The following is a 17,379-nucleotide window of genomic DNA, read 5'->3' on the forward strand; positions in this document are numbered from 1 at the left end:
CACATCCGGGCATCTCAACAGCCGCCCGGCGGCAGTGCGCTGATCTGGGTCAAACCGAAGCAACGCGCGGGTGCCCCTGATCGACTACGACCCGCCTGCACGCCTGCCTGGGCACCGGCGTTCGGGGCCCGATTGCCTTGCACTGCCCGCGTCAGTCGGGGAAGCGAAACCCCAGCGCCCCGGCCAGCGCGCGTTGGTGCGCCGGCAAGGTGTCGACCCGCGGCCGGGCGTGCGCCAATGCCACCGTCGCGAACTCCCGGCGCATCCGGTAACGCGAGCGCAAACGGTCGAACGCCGCGGCACGCGCATGCTCCGGCACGGCGAGCGTGCCTCGGAAGGCGGTGTCATCGTCGATCACGTTGTGGACCGCGCGGACGAGGTCCAGGGCGGAGGTCGGTGCCATGCGCGCCAGGTCCAGCACCTGGCGGGCGGATTCCGGAACGAGCGCCGGCAACGAGATCGAAGGTGCCTGCCCGAGGAACGCGCAGAACGCTTCGTACAGCATCCAGGTGCCGCGCAGCTTGCCGTCGTACGAATACCCGGCGACATGCGGCGTGGCGATGGCCACCCGCTCGACTAGGGCGGTGTCCACCCGCGGCTCGCCTTCCCAGACGTCGAGCACGGCCAGCAGGTCGCCGCGTCGCTCCAGCGCCGCCAGCAGTGCGCGGCCATCGACGACCGCGCCGCGCGCGGTGTTGACCAGGATCGCCCCCGGCTTCAGGCGCGCGAGAAACGCGGCGTCCGCCAGGTGCACGGTGGGATGCGCTCCGCCGTGTTCGAGCGGCGTATGCATGCTGACGATGTCGCAATCAGCGATCGCCTCCATCCCGACCAGTCCGGCATGGCCCCGTGCTGCCAGCGGCGGATCGCACGCCAGCACGGCCAGACCCATCGATTGCAGGCGCTGCCGCAGGCGCGAGCCGACATTGCCCAGGCCGACGATGCCCACGCGTTTGCCGGCGAGCTCGAAGCCGCGGCGGTCGGCCAGTTCCAGCAGGCAGCTGCAGACATGGTCCACGACCGACATCGCATTGCATCCGGGCGCGCTGGCGAAGCGGATGTCGCGGCGCCGCAGGTAGGCCAGGTCGACATGATCCACGCCGATCGTGGCCGAACCGACGAAGGCCACGCGCGACCCGCGCAACAGGTCTTCATCGACGCGCGTGATCGAACGCACCAGCAGCGCGTCGGCGTCTCGCACGTCGTTCCGTGCCAGGCCGCGACCCGGCCTGGCCACCACCTCGCCGAAGCCGGCGAACAGTTCCCGCGCCAGCGGCATGTCTTCATCGACGAGGATCTTCATTGGCGCGCGAAAAGAAAAGTGGGATTCATGCAACAGGCATCGTCCAGTCGATCGCCGCTAGCGGGAGACCCACTGGCGTGCCCTGCCCTCGTGAGCGGCCGTCAGCCCGGCGACGATGCTGCGGCGGAATGCGGGCAGCCGCGCGCCCAGCCCCAGCGCCAGCTTGCGCAGCACCTGCGCCGGCGGTCGGTCGTCGGTGTACAGGCCGGCCAGCAGTTGCGTGGCCATGTAGAGCGGCAGCGTGGCCGCGCGATGGCGGCGTTCGTAACGGCGCAGCACGTCCATGCTCCAGATCGGGCGCCCCGTCGCCAGCGCCGTACGCAATTCGCGCGCGAGCGTGTCCTGCCCCAGCAGGCCGAAGTTGAACCCGTGCGCCGTGACCGGATGCATGCCCACCGCCGCATCGCCCACGAGCGCAACGCGGTCGGCGACGAAGCGCCGCGCATACACGCCTACCAGCGGGTAGGCACAGCGCGGCCCGTCGACATCCATGATCCCCAGGCGCTGGCCGAAGCGCGCGGCCATCTCCACCCCCAGCGCCGCGTCGTCCAGCGCCAGCAACGCCTGCATCTGCATCGGCGACAGCGTCACCACCACGGATGAGACGTGCGGGTCGTGCAGCGGCAGCAGGGCCAGCGTCTGCCCATGGTCGAACCATTCCCAGGCAACCTGATCGTGCGCGACCGCATGGCGCATCCGCACCACCAGCATGGTCTTGCCGAAGTCGTGCATGCGCGCACCGATCCCGAGCGCACGACGCGTCTCCGAGTGCCGGCTGTCGGCGGCCACCAGCAAGTGCGCACGCAGCGCCCGGCCATCGTCCAGGTCCACCTGCGCACCGCCTGCCTCCGTCCGGGCGGACACCACCCGCGTGCCCGCCAGCAGGCGCACGTCGGGCAAGGGCGCCACCTCGTCGAAAGCCGCTCGGCGGATCGAATGGTTGGGCAGCATCCAGCCCAACTGCTGCGCCCCGGCCAGGGCCGGACGGAAGGCCAGCCCGTCGGTGTCGTTGCCGTCGAGCACCAGCGCCTCGCGCAGCACGCCGATCTCGTCCGCACGCAACCGATCCCAGAGACCCAGCGCCTGCAGCAAGCGCTGCGATCGATGGGTGATCGCGATCTCCCGCCCGTCGTCCGCGGGCGACGCCAGGGCCGCCTCGGCCTGCCGTTCCACCAGCGCGATGCGCAACCCACTGCCGGCCAGCGAGCGCGCCAGGCACAATCCCGCCGGCCCGGCCCCTACCACCACGACGTCGAAGTCCATGCGCCCGCCCTCCTGGAGTTGGAGGGCGCAGGCTAGGCATGCCGCGCGCGGACCGCGTTGATGCCGGTCAAGCCGGGTGGGGATTGCTGTGCATGGTCGATACACTGCGTGGCCCGATTCCACCGACTCCGGTTGAGATGCCCGATCACGTTCGCCTGGCCAAACGCGTTGCCGATCTTGCCCGCTGTTCGCGCATCGAGGCCGAGCAATACATCAAGGGCGGCTGGGTGTCCGTCGATGGACGCGTGACGGAAGATCCGGCGCATCCGGTGTCGGGCGAACTCGTCGCGATCGACCCCACCGCCCAACTGGAGACGGTCGAGCCGGCAACGGTCCTGCTGCACAAGCCGGTCGGCTACGACACGATCAGCGGCCGCAAGGTCGCGGCAGGATTGGTGCAACCCGAAACACGCTGGCCGGACGATCCGTCGGGCGTGCACCTGCTCGAACGCCACTTCCATCGCCTGACGCCGCTGGTGCCGCTGGATGCCGAGGCCAGCGGCCTGATGGTGCTGACGCAGGACGGCCGCGTATGGCGCCGGCTGACCGAAGACGGCGACGAGATCGAACAGGAATTCGTGGTCGAGGTCAGCGGCGACATCGCGCCCTATGGGCTGCACAAGCTCAACCACGGCCTGCACTACAACGGACGGCCGCTGCGGGCGTGCAAGGTCAGCTGGCAGAACGAGGTCCGCCTGCGTTTCGCGCTCAAGGGCGTGCAAGGCGGCCAACTGCGCGCCATGTGTGCGCAGGTGGGGCTGGATGTGGTGGCGATCCGACGCATCCGCATCGGCAAGGTTCCGCTGGCCAGGATGCCGGACGGCATGTGGCGCTACCTGCCGGTCGGCGAACGTTTCTAGGGCACGCCCGACTCAGGCGCCGCGCACGCGCAGCGTCAGGCCCTTGAGGAAATTACGCAGCAACTGGTCACCGCACTTGCGGAAGTTCTTGTGCCCGGGCTGGCGGAACAACGCCGACAGCTCCGGCCTGGACACCGGGAATCCCGCATCCGCGAACACCTGGTGCATGTCGGAGTCCTTGAGCTCGAACGCGACCCGCAGCTTCTTCAACACCACGTTGTTGCTGATGCGCTTCTCCACCGGTCGTAACGGCAGGCCTTCATCCCTGCCACGACGATGCACGATCAGCCCATCGAGGACATGCGCCAGCACGTCGTCACTGCACATGGCGTAGCCCGGCTCGTCCTCCTTCAGCAGGAAGGCGTGCACATCGTCCTTGTCGATGGGGAATGCTGGATCTGCAAGGCGCGCGATCTCGACCACCTTGTTGTCGCTCAGGTCGAGCATGTAACGGATGCTGCGCAGGACGTCGTTGTTGATCATCGGATGCGCCGTCAGTACGTGCCCATGTAGTCTTTCTTGCCGATCTCGACACCGCCGTGGCGCAACAGGTCGTACGCCGTGGTGACATGGAAGAAGAACTGCGGCAGCCCGTACGCCAGCAGATAGGCCTGGCCGCCAATCCTGCGTTCCTTCGGCGTTCCGGGACGCAACACGAGCTCGCGTTGTTCGCTGCCTTCGAACCGCGCCGCGTCCAGGCCGCCGATGAACGCCAGCGTCGCCGCGATCCGCTGCTGCAGATCGGCGAAGGTCTGGTCGCCGCCTTCGTACGCCGGGACCTCCGCGCCCGCAAGCCGCGCCGACACGCTGGTGGCGAAGTCGCAGGCGATCTGCACCTGGCGGGTCAACGGGAACATGTCGGGGAACAAGCGCGACTGCAGCAGCGCGACGGGATCGATCTTGCGCTCGGTGGCGTGGGTTTCGGCTTTGGCCAGGACATTGCCAAGCGCGGTGAGCATCTGCTGGAAGACGGGGACGGATGCGGTGTGCATCGAGAGGGACATGGCAGATCCGCTGTCGGGGGGGAAGCGCATGGTAGCCCGCAAGCCGACCAGTGGCGTTGATCGTTGCCAACACCGCACAGCGCGGAAATGCTTGATGACTTCCGGACCCTTCAGTTCGTGGGGCTGTTGTTGATCGCGCCTTGGATTCCCCGCAGCGGCGGCCGCGGCCGGAGGGCGCCGATGTACGCCACGCGATTTTCGTTGCCAGACCCGCAGCGTTCTCCAGCCCATCGATGCATGCCGTCACCAATGCCGATTCGTTGTACCGGTCACCCAGCTCGCGCATCGTCCTGGCTACCGAATCGCGCAGGTACAGACATCCGCGCTTGCCGCAGGGCCTGCTGGAGATCTTCCGGCCCCACCGGTTTGACAAGGTAGTCGTCGAAACCAGCGTCACGGGCGAACGTCTTGTCCGACGGCTGCCCGAACCCGCTCAATGCGACAAGGTAGGGCGTGCGTTCGCCCATGGTGTCCCGGAGCCTGCGCGCCAGGGTCAGCCCATCCATGCCGGGCATGCCCAGATCCAGCACGGCGACCTGCGGCTCGAACGATGGCGCCCTGGCCAGCGCCTCGGCACCGCCGGCCATCTCCAGCACCGCGCCGCCCTGAAATGGGGCCGGAGAAATTTGACGTTTCAAACGTTAATTCACTCTGGCCCCTTTTTTTAGAAAAGCGCGCGAATACCCTGTAATCCCCAGAAGGTGGGCCAGGGCCCACCCTACGCACCCCACATTCGGCTGCAGACCGTAGGGCGGGCTCAAGCCCGCCTTACGCGGGCTCTCCAGCCCATCACTGTATGCCGTCACCAATGCCGCTGCGTTGTACTGGTCACCCAGCTCGCGCATCGTCCTGGTCACGGAATCCCGCAGGTGCCAGTCGACGTTGACGGCCTTCTCGGCTTCGTTGGCGGGTTCGACGATGCGCAGCAGATGCGGCGTCACCAGACCGACGATGGTGGCTCTCATTTATTCATCCTGCTTTCGTAACGACGGAAGGTTAGCGCGGAGCGTCAAGCGTCAGCAGGAAGCGCGTCGCATTCCGGGAGGTCGCGTATGGCCGGGCAAAGCTGCCCTGAATGGATCCGGGATCTTCCCTGTCAGGCTTTGACCCTGACGGCTGCCTCCGTTTGGGGCCTGAACACCATCGTCGCCACCGTGCCGTCGCCATGCTCCAGCACGATCTGGCCACCGAGCTGGAACGCCAGGTTCTGCAGGATCCGTTGTCCCAATCCATTTTTTTTCCGAGGAGCCGGAGTCGTGGTCGCGCCGCATCCATCGTCCGCGACGACCAACGTATAAACATCCCGCTCCCGTTCGACCGTGATCGTGATGGTGCCGTCCCGGCCGTCCGGGAAGGCGTGCTTGAGGCTGTTGGTGACCAGTTCTGCGACGATCAACGACAGCGTCATGAGTACTTTCGAGGTCGAATTCGATCGACGCCGCTTCCACGCGGGAGCGGATGTTTGGCATATTGCTGGCGGCGATGAGATCCGCGCAGAGTTCCTCAAGATAGGAGCCCAGCGGCTGGTCGATCGAGCTCGGGTTGTTGAGCCGGCGATGCACGTCGGACATCAAGGTCAGCCGATCCTGGGCGGCTTCCAGCGCGTGGGCGCCTGCGCTGTCCGGCTCGAGCGTCTTTTTCCGCAGGTACAGGAACGCGGCGACGGATTGCAGGTTGTTGGCCACCCTGTGCTGCAGCTCGCGGAACAGCGTGCTGGAGCGGCTCTCTGCCGACGACAGGTCGTCCATCGTCAACCTCAGCATGTGCACTACGTACAGCTCCAGGCCCGCGGTCACGATGAAAACGCCCATCGAGATCCGGTCGCCGCTCGAAAGGTTGAGCGTGCCGTAAGGCGGAAAGAACCAGCCCCAGCCGACCACGATAGAGAGCGCGGCGATCATCGAACCAATCCGGAACCCGCCGACCAGGCCTGCCAGCAGGATCGCCGGCAGGAAGGTCATCGGTCCGAACCCTTGGCTCAAGCCCCCGAACACGAAACGCAATCCAGCTGCCAGCAGTAATAACGCCAGGCCGATGGCCGAACCGAGGCGCGGCTGGGCATTGCGCAGCCGCAAGCGGAGCGTGGCGCTCATGTGATGCCGTCCTCCCGAAACCCGATGCTAGCGCGCGGGGCGTGAGCACTGCGCAAGCGATCGCAGGTTCCGTGCAAGCGTTCCAGGAGGTTGTCCGGGCTTACATGTTGCGCCGGTATTCGCCGCCGACTTCATAGAGCGCATGGCTGATCTGCCCCAGGCTGTGCGTCTTCACCGCCTCCATCAGGCTGGCGAACACATTGCGCCGCTCGCGCGCGGTCGCCTGTAGCGCCTTCAGCCCCGCGTCGGAAAGGCCATTGCGGTTGCGTTGGTAGCCGGCGACGTTGTCGATCTGCTGGCCCTTTTCCCCTTCCGTCGAGCGGATCAACTCGATCTCGGTGACGATGTCGCCGGCATGCTCCTTCGGCAGGAAGGTGTTGACGCCAACGAGCGGCAGCGAGCCGTCGTGCTTCTTGTGCTCGTAGTACAGGCTCTCTTCCTGAATCTTGCCGCGCTGGTACATGGTGTCCATGGCGCCGAGCACGCCGCCGCGCTCGCTGATGGCCTCGAACTCCTTGTAGACGGCCTCCTCGACGATGTCGGTGAGCTTGTCGACGATGAAGCTGCCCTGCCAGGGGTTCTCGTTGAAGTTGAGCCCCAGCTCCTTGTTGATGATCATCTGGATGGCGACCGCGCGGCGCACGCTTTCTTCCGTCGGCGTGGTGATCGCTTCGTCGTAGGCGTTGGTGTGAAGCGAGTTGCAGTTGTCGAACAACGCGTACAGCGCCTGCAGCGTGGTGCGGATGTCGTTGAACTGGATCTCCTGCGCATGCAGGGAGCGGCCGCTGGTCTGGATGTGGTACTTCATCATCTGGCTGCGGGCATCGGCGCCGTAGCGCTCGCGCATCGCGCGGGCCCAGATGCGGCGGGCGACGCGGCCGATGACGGTGTATTCCGGGTCCATGCCGTTGCTGAAGAAGAACGACAGGTTGGGGGCGAAGTCGTCGATGCGCATTCCTCGCGCAAGGTAGTACTCGACGATGGTGAAGCCGTTGCTCAGGGTGAAGGCGAGCTGGCTGATCGGGTTCGCGCCGGCCTCGGCGATGTGATAGCCGCTGATCGACACCGAGTAGAAATTGCGCACCTTGTTGTCGACGAAGTACTGCTGGATGTCGCCCATCATCCGCAGCGCGAACTCGGTGCTGAAGATGCAGGTGTTCTGCGCCTGGTCCTCCTTGAGGATGTCGGCCTGCACGGTGCCGCGCACGGTGGAGAGCGTGTGCGCCTTGATCCGCGCGTAGGTCTCGGCATCCACGACCTGGTCGCCGGTGACGCCGAGCAGGCCCAGGCCGAGGCCGTCGTTGGTGGGCGGCAGCATGCCGGCGTACTGCGGGCGCTGGCGGCCTTCGAACATCTTCTCGATTTTGTCGTGCGCGGCATCCCAGCGCGACTGGTCCTCGCGCAGGTACTTCTCGACCTGCTGGTCGATGGCGGTGTTCATGAACATCGCCAGGATCATCGGCGCGGGGCCGTTGATGGTCATCGACACGGACGTCGTCGGCGCGCACAGGTCGAAGCCGGAGTACAGCTTCTTCATGTCGTCGAGCGTGGGAACGTTGACGCCCGAGTTGCCGATCTTGCCGTAGATGTCCGGGCGCGGCGCAGGATCCTCGCCGTACAGCGTCACCGAGTCGAACGCGGTCGACAGGCGCGCCGCCGGCTGGCCCACGCTGAGGTAGTGGAAGCGGCGGTTGGTGCGCTCGGGCGTGCCTTCGCCGGCGAACATGCGGATCGGATCCTCGCCGGTGCGCCGGTACGGATACACGCCGCCGGTGTACGGGTAGTAGCCGGGGAGGTTTTCCTTCTGCAGGAACACCAGCAGTTCACCCCAGGACTTGTAGGTCGGCGCGGCGATCTTGGGGATCTTCTGGTGCGACAGCGACTCGCGGTAATTGTCGACGGTGATCGACTTGCCGCGGACCTGGTAGGTGGTGGTGTCGTCGGTGATCGACTTGAGGCGCCCGGGCCAGTCGCGCAGGAGCTTGAGGCCTTCGGCGGACAGCGACTGGATGGCGTCGTTGTAGCGTTGGCGCAGCGTCAGCAGCGTGCGGTCGATCTGCGGGGCGGGTTGCAACCCGCCTTCAGCGGCCGCGGCTGCATCACCTTCGGCTTGGCGGGTTAAAACCCGCCCTGCGAGATCGTCGCTCGTCGGTGAAGCGCTCGCGGCTGAAGCTGCTCCTACGAACAGCAGATCCTCGCTCGCGTACAACGCGAGCGCCTTGGGGAGCCTCGCGTCGCCCAGGTCGCGCAGCGACTGCCAGTAGCTCTGCGCGCGGTCGGCGATTTCGGCCTGGGTCTCGATCTGGCGGTTGATCGCCCGGCCCTGTTCGGCGATCTCGGCCAGGTAACGCACGCGCGCGCCGGGGATCAGCACGGTGGCGCGCGGTTCCTTCAGCGACGTATCGATCTGCGGCGTCCACGTTTCCGCCGGCAGCGACAGCTTCTCGCGCAGCAGCCGGCACAGGTTGGCGAACATCCAGCTGATGCCGGGGTCGTTGAACTGGCTGGCGATGGTCGGATAGACCGGGACATCCTCGTCCTTGGTCTGGAACGCCACGCGGTTGCGCTTCCACTGCTTGCGCACGTCGCGCAGGGCGTCTTCCGCGCCACGCTTGTCGAACTTGTTGAGCACCACAAGTTCCGCGTAATCGAGCATGTCGATCTTTTCCAGCTGGCTCGGCGCGCCGAAGTCGCTGGTCATCACGTACATCGGGAAGTCGACGAGGTCGACGATCTCCGAATCCGACTGGCCGATGCCCGCAGTCTCGACGATGACGAGGTCGTAGCCGAGCGACTTGAGGAAGGCGATGCAGTCCTTGAGCACCGTGTTGGTCGCGGCGTTCTGCCGGCGCGTCGCCATCGAGCGCATGTAGACGCGCTCGCTGCGCAGCGAATTCATCCGGATGCGGTCGCCGAGCAGCGCGCCGCCGGTGCGGCGACGGGTGGGGTCGACCGAAATCACCGCGATGCGCATGTCCGGGAAGGACGCGAGGAAACGGTTGAGCAGTTCGTCGGTCACCGACGACTTGCCGGCGCCGCCGGTGCCGGTGATGCCGACGACCGGCGTCTTGCTGCCAGCCAGCTGCCACTGCTTGCGCAGATGGGCGAGCTGCGACTCGTCGAGCGCGCCTTCCTCGATCGCAGAGAGCATCCGCCCGATGGCGATCTCGTCGTCGAAATCGACCTTGTGCGGCGTCTCCACCGGCAGGCGGCCTTCGCCGGCGCGGCGGACCACGTCCTCGATCATCGCCACCAGCCCCATGTGCATGCCGTCATTGGGGTGGTAGATGCGCTCGACGCCGTAATCCTGCAGCTCGCGGATTTCTTCCGGCGTGATCGTGCCGCCGCCACCGCCGAAGACCTTGATGTGGCCGGCATTGCGCTCGCGCAGCATGTCGACCATGTACTTGAAATATTCAACGTGCCCGCCCTGGTAGCTGGACAGCGCGATGCCGTCGGCGTCTTCCTGCAGCGCGGCACGGACCACGTCCTCGACGCTGCGGTTGTGGCCCAGGTGCACGACCTCCGCGCCCTGACCCTGGATCAGCCGCCGCATGATGTTGATCGCCGCGTCGTGGCCGTCGAACAGGCTGGCGGCGGTGACGAAACGCAGCGGCGCGGCGGTTTCCGGGGATGCCGTCGGCTGCGAGGCGGACAGCGGCTGGGCGGGGGTATTCATGGGCGCAAGTCACTGAAAACAGGCGATCGCCGATTGTAACAAGGGGCCTTCACGTGCCCTGTCTGCACCGACCCCGGGGCTGGCCTGGCTGGCGGCCACGGGCCTGTCGAGCCCGATTCCTTTAGACTATTGCCCCTGCGGCCCGGCGCGAAGCGCCCATCGCGTCGCGGATTTCACGTCTTTCAAACACTTACCACACATTGCTGGCGTCTTTCGCGATGCGCGAACGGCCCGGCGTTGGAGCGCTCCCGATGATCTTTGAAACCCTCGACACCTTCGGCCACGAGCAGGTGGTGTTCTGCCACAACAAGGACGCCGGCCTGAAGGCGATTATCGCCATCCACAACACCGTGCTGGGCCCGGGCCTGGGCGGCCTGCGGATGTGGCCGTACAAGAGCGAGGCCGAGGCGTTGAACGACGTGCTGCGCCTGAGCCGCGGCATGACCTACAAGAACGCGGTCGCCGGCCTGAACATCGGCGGCGCCAAGGGCGTGATCATCGGCGACCCGGCAACGGACAAGTCCGAAGCGCTGTTCCGCGCGTTCGGCAAGTTCGTCGATTCGCTGGGCGGGCGCTACATCACCGCCGAGGACGTCGGCATCGACGTCAACGACATGGAATACGTGTACCGGGAGACCGAGTACGTGACCGGCGTGCACCAGGTGCATGGCGGCTCGGGCGATCCCTCGCCGTTCACCGCCTACGGCGCGCTGCAGGGCCTGATGGCATCGCTGAACAAGAAGTTCGGCGACGAGGAAGTCGGCAAGTATTCCTACGCCGTGCAGGGCCTGGGCCACGTCGGCATGGAATACGTGAAGCTGCTGCGCGAGCGCGGCGCCAAGATCTTCGTCACCGACATCAACAAGGGCCTGGTCGACAAGGCCGTCAGCGAGTACGGCGCCGAAGCCGTGGGCCTGGACGAGATCTACGACGTGGCCGCGGACGTGTACTCGCCCTGCGCGCTGGGCGGCACCATCAACGAGCAGACGCTGCCGCGCCTGAAGGCCAAGATCATCTGCGGCGCGGCCAACAACCAGCTGGCCAACAACGCGATCGGCGACGAAGTCGAGAAGCGCGGCATCCTCTATGCGCCCGATTACGCGGTCAACGCCGGCGGCGTGATGAACGTGTCGCTGGAGATCGATGGCTACAACCGCGAGCGCGCGATGCGGATGATGCGGACGATCTACCACAACCTCGGCCGCATCTACGAGATCGCCGAGCGCGACGGCATCCCGACCTACCGCGCCGCCGACCGCCTGGCCGAGGAGCGCATCGCCGCCATCGGCAAGCTGAAGCTGCCGATGGGGCGGACCGCGCCGCGGTTCCTCGGCCGCATGCGCGGGCATTGATCCCCGCGCTCGTCATTCCCGCGTAGGCGGGGATCCAGTGACTTTGGCGTCCGCGTGACTGCGGGTTCACCGCACCGTCGAAATCACTGCGTAAAGTCGCTGGATCCCCGCCTGCGCGGGGATGACGGCTGAAAATCCAGAGGTCCGTCGGCCGGTGGGCCGGGGGACGAGAATCCGGTTCCCGGCCAGATATCCGCCGCCAAAGTACGCTCGGAGTTCCATGCGCCCGTTCCCCCTCGGTGAAGACATCGATGCGTTGCGCGAGGCCGTGCGGCGCTTTGCCGACGCCGAGATCGCGCCGCGCGCGGCACAGATCGACCACGACAACGCCTTCCCGCAGGAGCTGTGGCCCAAGCTGGGCGAGATGGGCCTGCTCGGGTTGACCGTCGCCGAGGAATTCGGCGGCAGCGCGATGGGCTATCTCGCCCATACCGTGGCGATGGAGGAAATCTCTCGCGCTTCCGGATCCGTAGGCCTGTCCTACGGCGCGCACTCGAACCTGTGCGTCAACAATCTCTTCGCCAACGGCACCGACGCACAGCGCCGGAAATACCTGCCCAAGCTGTGCAGCGGCGAGTGGAAGGGCGCGCTGGCGATGAGCGAACCGGGCGCGGGCTCGGATGTCGTCGGCTCGATGAGCTGCCGCGCAGAGCGTCATTCAACAGCGGGGCGCGGCGACACCTGGATCGCCAACGGCAACAAGATGTGGATCACCAACGGCCCCGAAGCCGATGTCCTCATCGTCTACATGCGCACCGCCGGCAAGGAGGCGGGCAGCAAGTGCATGACCGCCTTCCTGGTCGAGAAGGGGATGCCGGGCTTCAGCACCGCGCAGAAGCTGGACAAGCTTGGCATGCGCGGTTCCAACACCTGTGAACTGGTGTTCGAGGACTGCGCGATCCCCGCCGCGAACGTCCTCGGCGAGGTCAACAACGGGGTCAAGGTGCTGATGTCCGGCCTCAACACCGAGCGCCTGGTGCTCACCGGCGGCCCGCTGGGGCTGATGCAGGCCGCGCTCGATGCCGCCCTGCCCTACGTGCGCGAGCGCCGGCAGTTCGATACGCCGATCGGCTGCTTCGAACTGATGCAGGCAAAGATCGCCGACATGTACACGGCGCTGCAGTCCAGCCGCGCCTTCGCCTACCAGGTCGCGCGCGACTATGACGCCGGGCACAAGTCGCGGGTGGATGCCGCCGCCTGCCTGCTGCATGCCTCGGACGCCGCGGTGCAGGTCGCGCTGGAAGCCATCCAGGCACTGGGCGGCAATGGCTACATCAACGAATACCCCACCGGCCGACTGCTGCGCGACGCCAAGCTGTATGCAATCGGCGCCGGGACCAACGAGATCCGGCGCATGCTGATCGGGCGTGAGCTGTTCGAGGGCCGCGACTGAGGCTGTGGCGCTTCGTCGCAGGGGCGGCCTTCGTGCGGAGGCCGGGCGCGAGCCGGCGGCGTAGGCGGGGCGCCGGCAGAGCGGACGGTCGGCCGCGGCAGGCGCCCTCCCGGTGACCGCCACGACGACCGACGGATGGGTTTGCCGCACCGCAGCAACCAGCGCCATAATCGGTCGGTTCCGGCCCTCGCGCCGGCCTGAAATCCGCTCCGGAGTTTGCATGTCCGCTCCCCTGTCTGCTTCCGATGTCGTCATCGTCGGTGCCAAGCGCACCGCCATCGGCTCCTTCCTCGGCCAGTACACCGGCGTGCCCACCCCCACGCTGGGCGCGGCGGCGATCGCCGGCGCCCTCGCCCATGCCGGCGTCGGCGCCGACCAGGTGGACGAGGTGATCATGGGTTGCGTGCTGCCGGCAGGCCTGGGCCAGGCGCCCGCGCGCCAGGCGGCGATCGCCGCGGGGATCCCGACCGCCGCGCCGTGCACGACCATCAACAAGGTCTGCGGCTCGGGCATGAAGGCGGTGATGCTCGGCCACGACCTGATCAAGGCCGGCACCGCCTCGGTGGTCGTCGCCGGCGGCATGGAATCGATGACCAATGCGCCGCACCTGCTCAACGGCTCGCGCACCGGCGTCCGCTACGGCAGCGCCGAATTCCTCGACCACATGGCCCATGACGGCCTGACCAATCCCTACGACGGCAAGGCGATGGGCGTCTTCGGCGACATGGCCTGCGCGAAGTATTCCTACGACCGGGCGGCGCTGGACGCCTTCTCGGCCGAAAGCGTCACCCGCGCGCAGGCCGCGCAGGCCTCGGGCGCATTCGATGCCGAAATCGTCCCGGTGACCGTCAAGGGCCGCAAGGGCGACGTGGTCGTCGACAAGGACGAAGAGCCGGGCAAGGTCGACGTCGCCAAGATCCCGGGCTTGCGGGCGGCTTTCGGCAAGGATGGCGTCCTGACGGCCGCCTCGTCGTCGAAGATTTCGGACGGCGCCGCGGCGACCGTCCTGATGTCGGCGGGCGAAGCCGTCGCTCGCGGCATCAGGCCCCTGGCGCGGATCGTCGCCCACGCCGGCCACGCACAGGATCCGGAGTGGTTCACCACCGCACCGATCGAGTCGATCCGCAAGGTGCTGGACAAGGCGGGCTGGTCGGTCGGGGATGTCGACCTGTTCGAGATCAACGAGGCTTTCGCCTGCGTGGCGATGGCACCGATGACAGACCTGGGCGTCCCGCACGACAAGCTCAACGTCAATGGCGGCGCAGTGGCCCTCGGACACCCGATCGGAGCCAGCGGCGCGCGCCTTCTGGTGACCCTGGTGCATGCCTTGCAGGCCCGGGGCGGCAAGCGCGGGGTGGCGTCGCTGTGCATTGGCGGCGGCGAGGCCACGGCCGTCGCCATCGAGTTGGCGTGATGCCTGCGTTACTGCCGGTTGGGTTAACGGAAAAATAAGCAAGCAACCGCTTGACAGGCGACAGGAGCTTGTCATCATGTTAACGGCGCGCAGTTGCGCGTTGCCAAACTAACGACGAGGAAGATGAAATCATGACGACCAACAAGGCGCTGCTCGCCCTGGCTCTGGGCCTGGCCCTGGCCGCGTGCACCAACAAGCAGCAGGCTGCCGATTCGGCCGCTGACGCTGCTGCCGCTGCCACTGACGCACAGCAGGCTGCTGACACCACCGCTGCCACCGGCGACGCTACCGCTGCAGACGCTGCCCAGGCTTCGGCCGACGCCGCTTCGGCCGCTGCCGACGCCGCCAGCACCAACGCCAACGCCGCCGACGCTGCCGGCAGCATGGGCGCTGCCGACGACGCCGCTGACGCCGCCGAGCAGAATGCCGACGCCGCCGACCAGGCCAAGGACGCTGCCCAGGAGGCTGCTGCCTCGGCTGACGCGCCGGCGACCGACGACGCCAAGAAGTAATAGCGTTCCAAAGTGGTTGTCGGGAAAAGCCGCCGGTTCACCGGCGGCTTTTTCTTTGCCCGGTGCTTACCATGACGCCGGCCAGCCGGAACCGGAAGTGGCCGCGACCCGCACACGTCATGCTCACGCCCGGTGCGTGAATTTACCGATTCAGTCCCGGGCTTCGCTCGGGCAACCTCCATGGAGATCGACATGAAGACCCAACTTCTCATCCTCGTGGCTGCGGGCGTCCTCGCCCTGTCGGCCTGCCATAACGACACCCCGGAAGCCCAGCAGCAGGCCGACCAGGCCCAGGCCGCCGCCGCCGATGCCGGCGACGCTGCTGCCAACGCCGCCCAGGCTGCCGGTGACGCCGCCCAGCAGGGCATTGAATCGGCCGCCGCCTCCACCGGCGAAGCCGCCGGCGAAGTCTCCGCCAACGCCCAGCAGGCCGCCGACGCGACCGCCGCCGCCGCGAACGAGGCCGCCGCGACCGCCGCCGATGCCACCGCCGAGGCAGCGCAGAACACCGCCGACGCCGCGCAGAATGTCGCCGACAAGGCCGACACCGCCGCCGAGCAGGCCAAGAAGGATGCCGACCAGCCCTGATCAACGTTCGTCATGGAATCGAAAGGCCCGCTTCGGCGGGCCTTTTTTTGCCCCGACCCTTGCGTGCTCCGCCTGCCTGGGCGCGGCGGTCCATCCGGGGTCGCCGCAACCGGCCAGCCAACCGGCGCGATCCCGGTCCGCGGACAGGCCCGGACGACCATCCACGCGCAGTCTCGCGAAACCAGCGTTGACGCCTGCTTGCGTCGGTCCCGGGAGAAACCCGCACAGGCTGTCCGATATCCTGTGCACTTCCGCTTCCGGCCAGGTCCGCATGCCCGTCATCCAATCGCAGCTCGATCCGCGCTCGCAAGACTTCCGCGGCAACGCCGCATGGCATCGCGGACTGGTCGATGAACTCGACCAGCGCCTGGCGCGCGCCGCCGAGGGCGGTGGCGAGAAGGCGCGCAGCAGGCACACCGAGCGCGGCAAACTGCTGGCGCGCGATCGCATCACCGCCCTGCTCGATCCCGGCTCGCCGTTCCTCGAGCTTTCCCCGCTGGCGGCCGAAGGCATGTACGACGACGCCGCGCCCGCGGCCGGCATCGTCACCGGCATCGGCCGCGTGCAGGGCCAGGAAGTGGTCATCGTCGCCAACGACGCCACCGTCAAGGGCGGCACCTACTTCCCGATGACGGTGAAGAAGCACCTGCGCGCGCAGGACATCGCGCGCGAGAACAACCTGCCCTGCATCTACCTGGTCGACTCCGGCGGCGCGTTCCTTCCGCTGCAGGACGAGGTCTTCCCGGACCGCGAGCACTTCGGCCGCATCTTCTACAACCAGGCCCGGATGAGCGCGGACAACATCCCGCAGATCGCGGTCGTCATGGGCTCATGCACCGCCGGCGGCGCCTACGTGCCGGCGATGTCCGACGAGTCGATCATCGTCCGCGGCCAGGGCACGATCTTCCTCGGCGGCCCGCCGCTGGTGAAGGCGGCGACCGGCGAGGTGGTCGATGCCGAATCCCTCGGCGGCGCCGACGTGCACACCGCGACATCGGGCGTGGCCGACCACCTGGCCGAGGACGATCGCGAGGCGCTCGACATCGCGCGCAACCTCGTGGCCAACCTCAACCGCCGCAAGTCGGTGCCGGTGGCCACGCAGCCGGTGCGCGAACCGCTGTTCGCCAGCCAGGAGCTTTACGGCGTGGTGCCGAAGGACACGCGGCGCCCGTTCGACATCCGCGAGGTGATCGCGCGCATCGTCGACGGCAGCCAGTTCCAGGAATTCAAGGCGCGCTATGGCAAGACGCTGGTGTGCGGGTTCGCGCACCTGCACGGCTACCCGGTCGGCATCATCGCCAACAACGGCATCCTGTTTTCGGAAAGCGCGCTCAAGGGCGCGCACTTCATCGAGTTGTGCGACCAGCGCGGGATCCCGCTGGTGTTCCTGCAGAACATCACCGGCTTCATGGTCGGGCGCAAGTACGAGAACGCCGGCATCGCCAAGGACGGCGCGAAGATGGTCACCGCAGTGGCATGTGCGTCGGTGCCGAAATTCACCGTCGTCATCGGTGGCAGCTTCGGCGCCGGCAATTACGCCATGTGCGGACGCGCGTACGGTGGCCGCTTCCTGTGGATGTGGCCCAACGCGCGCATCAGCGTGATGGGCGGCGAGCAGGCGGCGGGCGTGCTGGCGACGGTCAAGCGCGACGGCATCGAGGCGCGCGGCGGGCAATGGAGCGCCGACGAGGAAGCCGCGTTCAAGGCGCCGATCCGCGAGCAGTACGAAACCCAGGGCAGCCCGTGGTACGCGACCGCGCGGCTTTGGGACGACGGCATCATCGATCCGGCCGACACGCGCCGCGTGCTCGGGCTGGGATTGTCGGCAGCGATGAATGCGCCGATCCGACGCGAGCGCTTCGGCGTCTTCCGCATGTAGCGCCGGTTTTTGCGGCGCCGCGTCACAGCGCCGGTGCCG

General features: G+C 67.3%; 15 protein-coding genes and 1 pseudogene. 7 read left to right on the forward strand and 9 right to left on the reverse strand.

Going from position 1 to position 17,379, the window contains the following annotated elements:
* Positions 1-151 precede the first annotated feature (151 nt).
* Complete coding sequence (locus G7B67_RS04655) at positions 152-1,303, reverse strand: 4-phosphoerythronate dehydrogenase (RefSeq protein ID WP_166208619.1); 1,152 nt, start codon at positions 1,301-1,303, stop codon at positions 152-154.
* Positions 1,304-1,360: 57 nt separating this feature from the next.
* Complete coding sequence (gene ubiM, locus G7B67_RS04660; protein ID WP_166208622.1) at positions 1,361-2,566, reverse strand: 5-demethoxyubiquinol-8 5-hydroxylase UbiM; 1,206 nt, start codon at positions 2,564-2,566, stop codon at positions 1,361-1,363.
* 137 nt (positions 2,567-2,703) lie between these two features.
* On the opposite strand from ubiM, the gene G7B67_RS04665 reads away from it, so the two are divergent.
* Positions 2,704-3,426 (forward strand): rRNA pseudouridine synthase, encoded by a 723-nt coding sequence (locus tag G7B67_RS04665; protein ID WP_166208625.1) that lies wholly within the window; start codon positions 2,704-2,706, stop codon positions 3,424-3,426.
* A 12-nt stretch (positions 3,427-3,438) separates the two neighbouring features.
* Here the strand turns inward: G7B67_RS04665 and G7B67_RS04670 are convergent, their stop codons facing one another.
* The 7 genes and pseudogenes from G7B67_RS04670 to G7B67_RS04695 form a co-directional block, all read right to left on the reverse strand.
* Entirely contained in the window at positions 3,439-3,909 is a 471-nt protein-coding gene (locus G7B67_RS04670) for a YehS family protein (protein WP_166208628.1), read from the reverse strand.
* Between the two features lie 11 nt (positions 3,910-3,920).
* Positions 3,921-4,430, reverse strand: coding sequence for a DUF1993 domain-containing protein (locus G7B67_RS04675; RefSeq protein WP_166208631.1), 510 nt, complete (start codon positions 4,428-4,430; stop codon positions 3,921-3,923).
* Positions 4,431-4,699: 269 nt separating this feature from the next.
* Positions 4,700-5,017: a response regulator gene (locus tag G7B67_RS04680; RefSeq protein ID WP_243412256.1), complete on the reverse strand. Its 318-nt coding sequence runs from the start codon at positions 5,015-5,017 to the stop codon at positions 4,700-4,702.
* A 54-nt stretch (positions 5,018-5,071) separates the two neighbouring features.
* A complete protein-coding gene (locus G7B67_RS04685) occupies positions 5,072-5,395 on the reverse strand; it encodes a hypothetical protein (RefSeq protein ID WP_166208637.1) in 324 nt (107 codons plus the stop codon).
* A gap of 131 nt (positions 5,396-5,526) precedes the next feature.
* Positions 5,527-5,838, reverse strand: coding sequence for a sensor histidine kinase (locus G7B67_RS13615; RefSeq protein ID WP_425482410.1), 312 nt, complete (start codon positions 5,836-5,838; stop codon positions 5,527-5,529).
* Between the two features lie 82 nt (positions 5,839-5,920).
* Positions 5,921-6,523 (reverse strand): annotated as a pseudogene (locus G7B67_RS13620) (histidine kinase dimerization/phosphoacceptor domain -containing protein); the annotation flags it as partial.
* A 100-nt stretch (positions 6,524-6,623) separates the two neighbouring features.
* Positions 6,624-10,202, reverse strand: coding sequence for a methylmalonyl-CoA mutase family protein (locus G7B67_RS04695; RefSeq protein WP_166208645.1), 3,579 nt, complete (start codon positions 10,200-10,202; stop codon positions 6,624-6,626).
* 251 nt (positions 10,203-10,453) lie between these two features.
* Here G7B67_RS04695 and G7B67_RS04700 point away from each other — a divergent pair, with 251 nt between their 5' ends.
* From G7B67_RS04700 to G7B67_RS04725, 6 genes are all read left to right on the forward strand, one after another.
* Positions 10,454-11,554, forward strand: coding sequence for a Glu/Leu/Phe/Val dehydrogenase dimerization domain-containing protein (locus tag G7B67_RS04700; RefSeq protein ID WP_166208648.1), 1,101 nt, complete (start codon positions 10,454-10,456; stop codon positions 11,552-11,554).
* 220 nt (positions 11,555-11,774) lie between these two features.
* The gene (locus tag G7B67_RS04705; protein WP_166208651.1) at positions 11,775-12,947 is read left to right on the forward strand and encodes an isovaleryl-CoA dehydrogenase; all 1,173 of its coding nucleotides are present in this window, start codon (positions 11,775-11,777) and stop codon (positions 12,945-12,947) included.
* Between the two features lie 220 nt (positions 12,948-13,167).
* Entirely contained in the window at positions 13,168-14,361 is a 1,194-nt protein-coding gene (locus G7B67_RS04710) for a thiolase family protein (protein WP_166208654.1), read from the forward strand.
* 131 nt (positions 14,362-14,492) lie between these two features.
* The gene (locus tag G7B67_RS04715) at positions 14,493-14,873 is read left to right on the forward strand and encodes a hypothetical protein (protein WP_166208657.1); all 381 of its coding nucleotides are present in this window, start codon (positions 14,493-14,495) and stop codon (positions 14,871-14,873) included.
* 180 nt (positions 14,874-15,053) lie between these two features.
* Positions 15,054-15,461, forward strand: coding sequence for a hypothetical protein (locus G7B67_RS04720; protein WP_166208660.1), 408 nt, complete (start codon positions 15,054-15,056; stop codon positions 15,459-15,461).
* Positions 15,462-15,732: 271 nt separating this feature from the next.
* Positions 15,733-17,340 (forward strand): carboxyl transferase domain-containing protein, encoded by a 1,608-nt coding sequence (locus G7B67_RS04725; protein WP_166208663.1) that lies wholly within the window; start codon positions 15,733-15,735, stop codon positions 17,338-17,340.
* Positions 17,341-17,379: the final 39 nt, after the last annotated feature.

The organism is Cognatiluteimonas telluris (assembly GCF_011320095.1).
In the GTDB taxonomy this organism is placed as follows: Bacteria; Pseudomonadota; Gammaproteobacteria; order Xanthomonadales; family Xanthomonadaceae; genus Cognatiluteimonas; species Cognatiluteimonas telluris.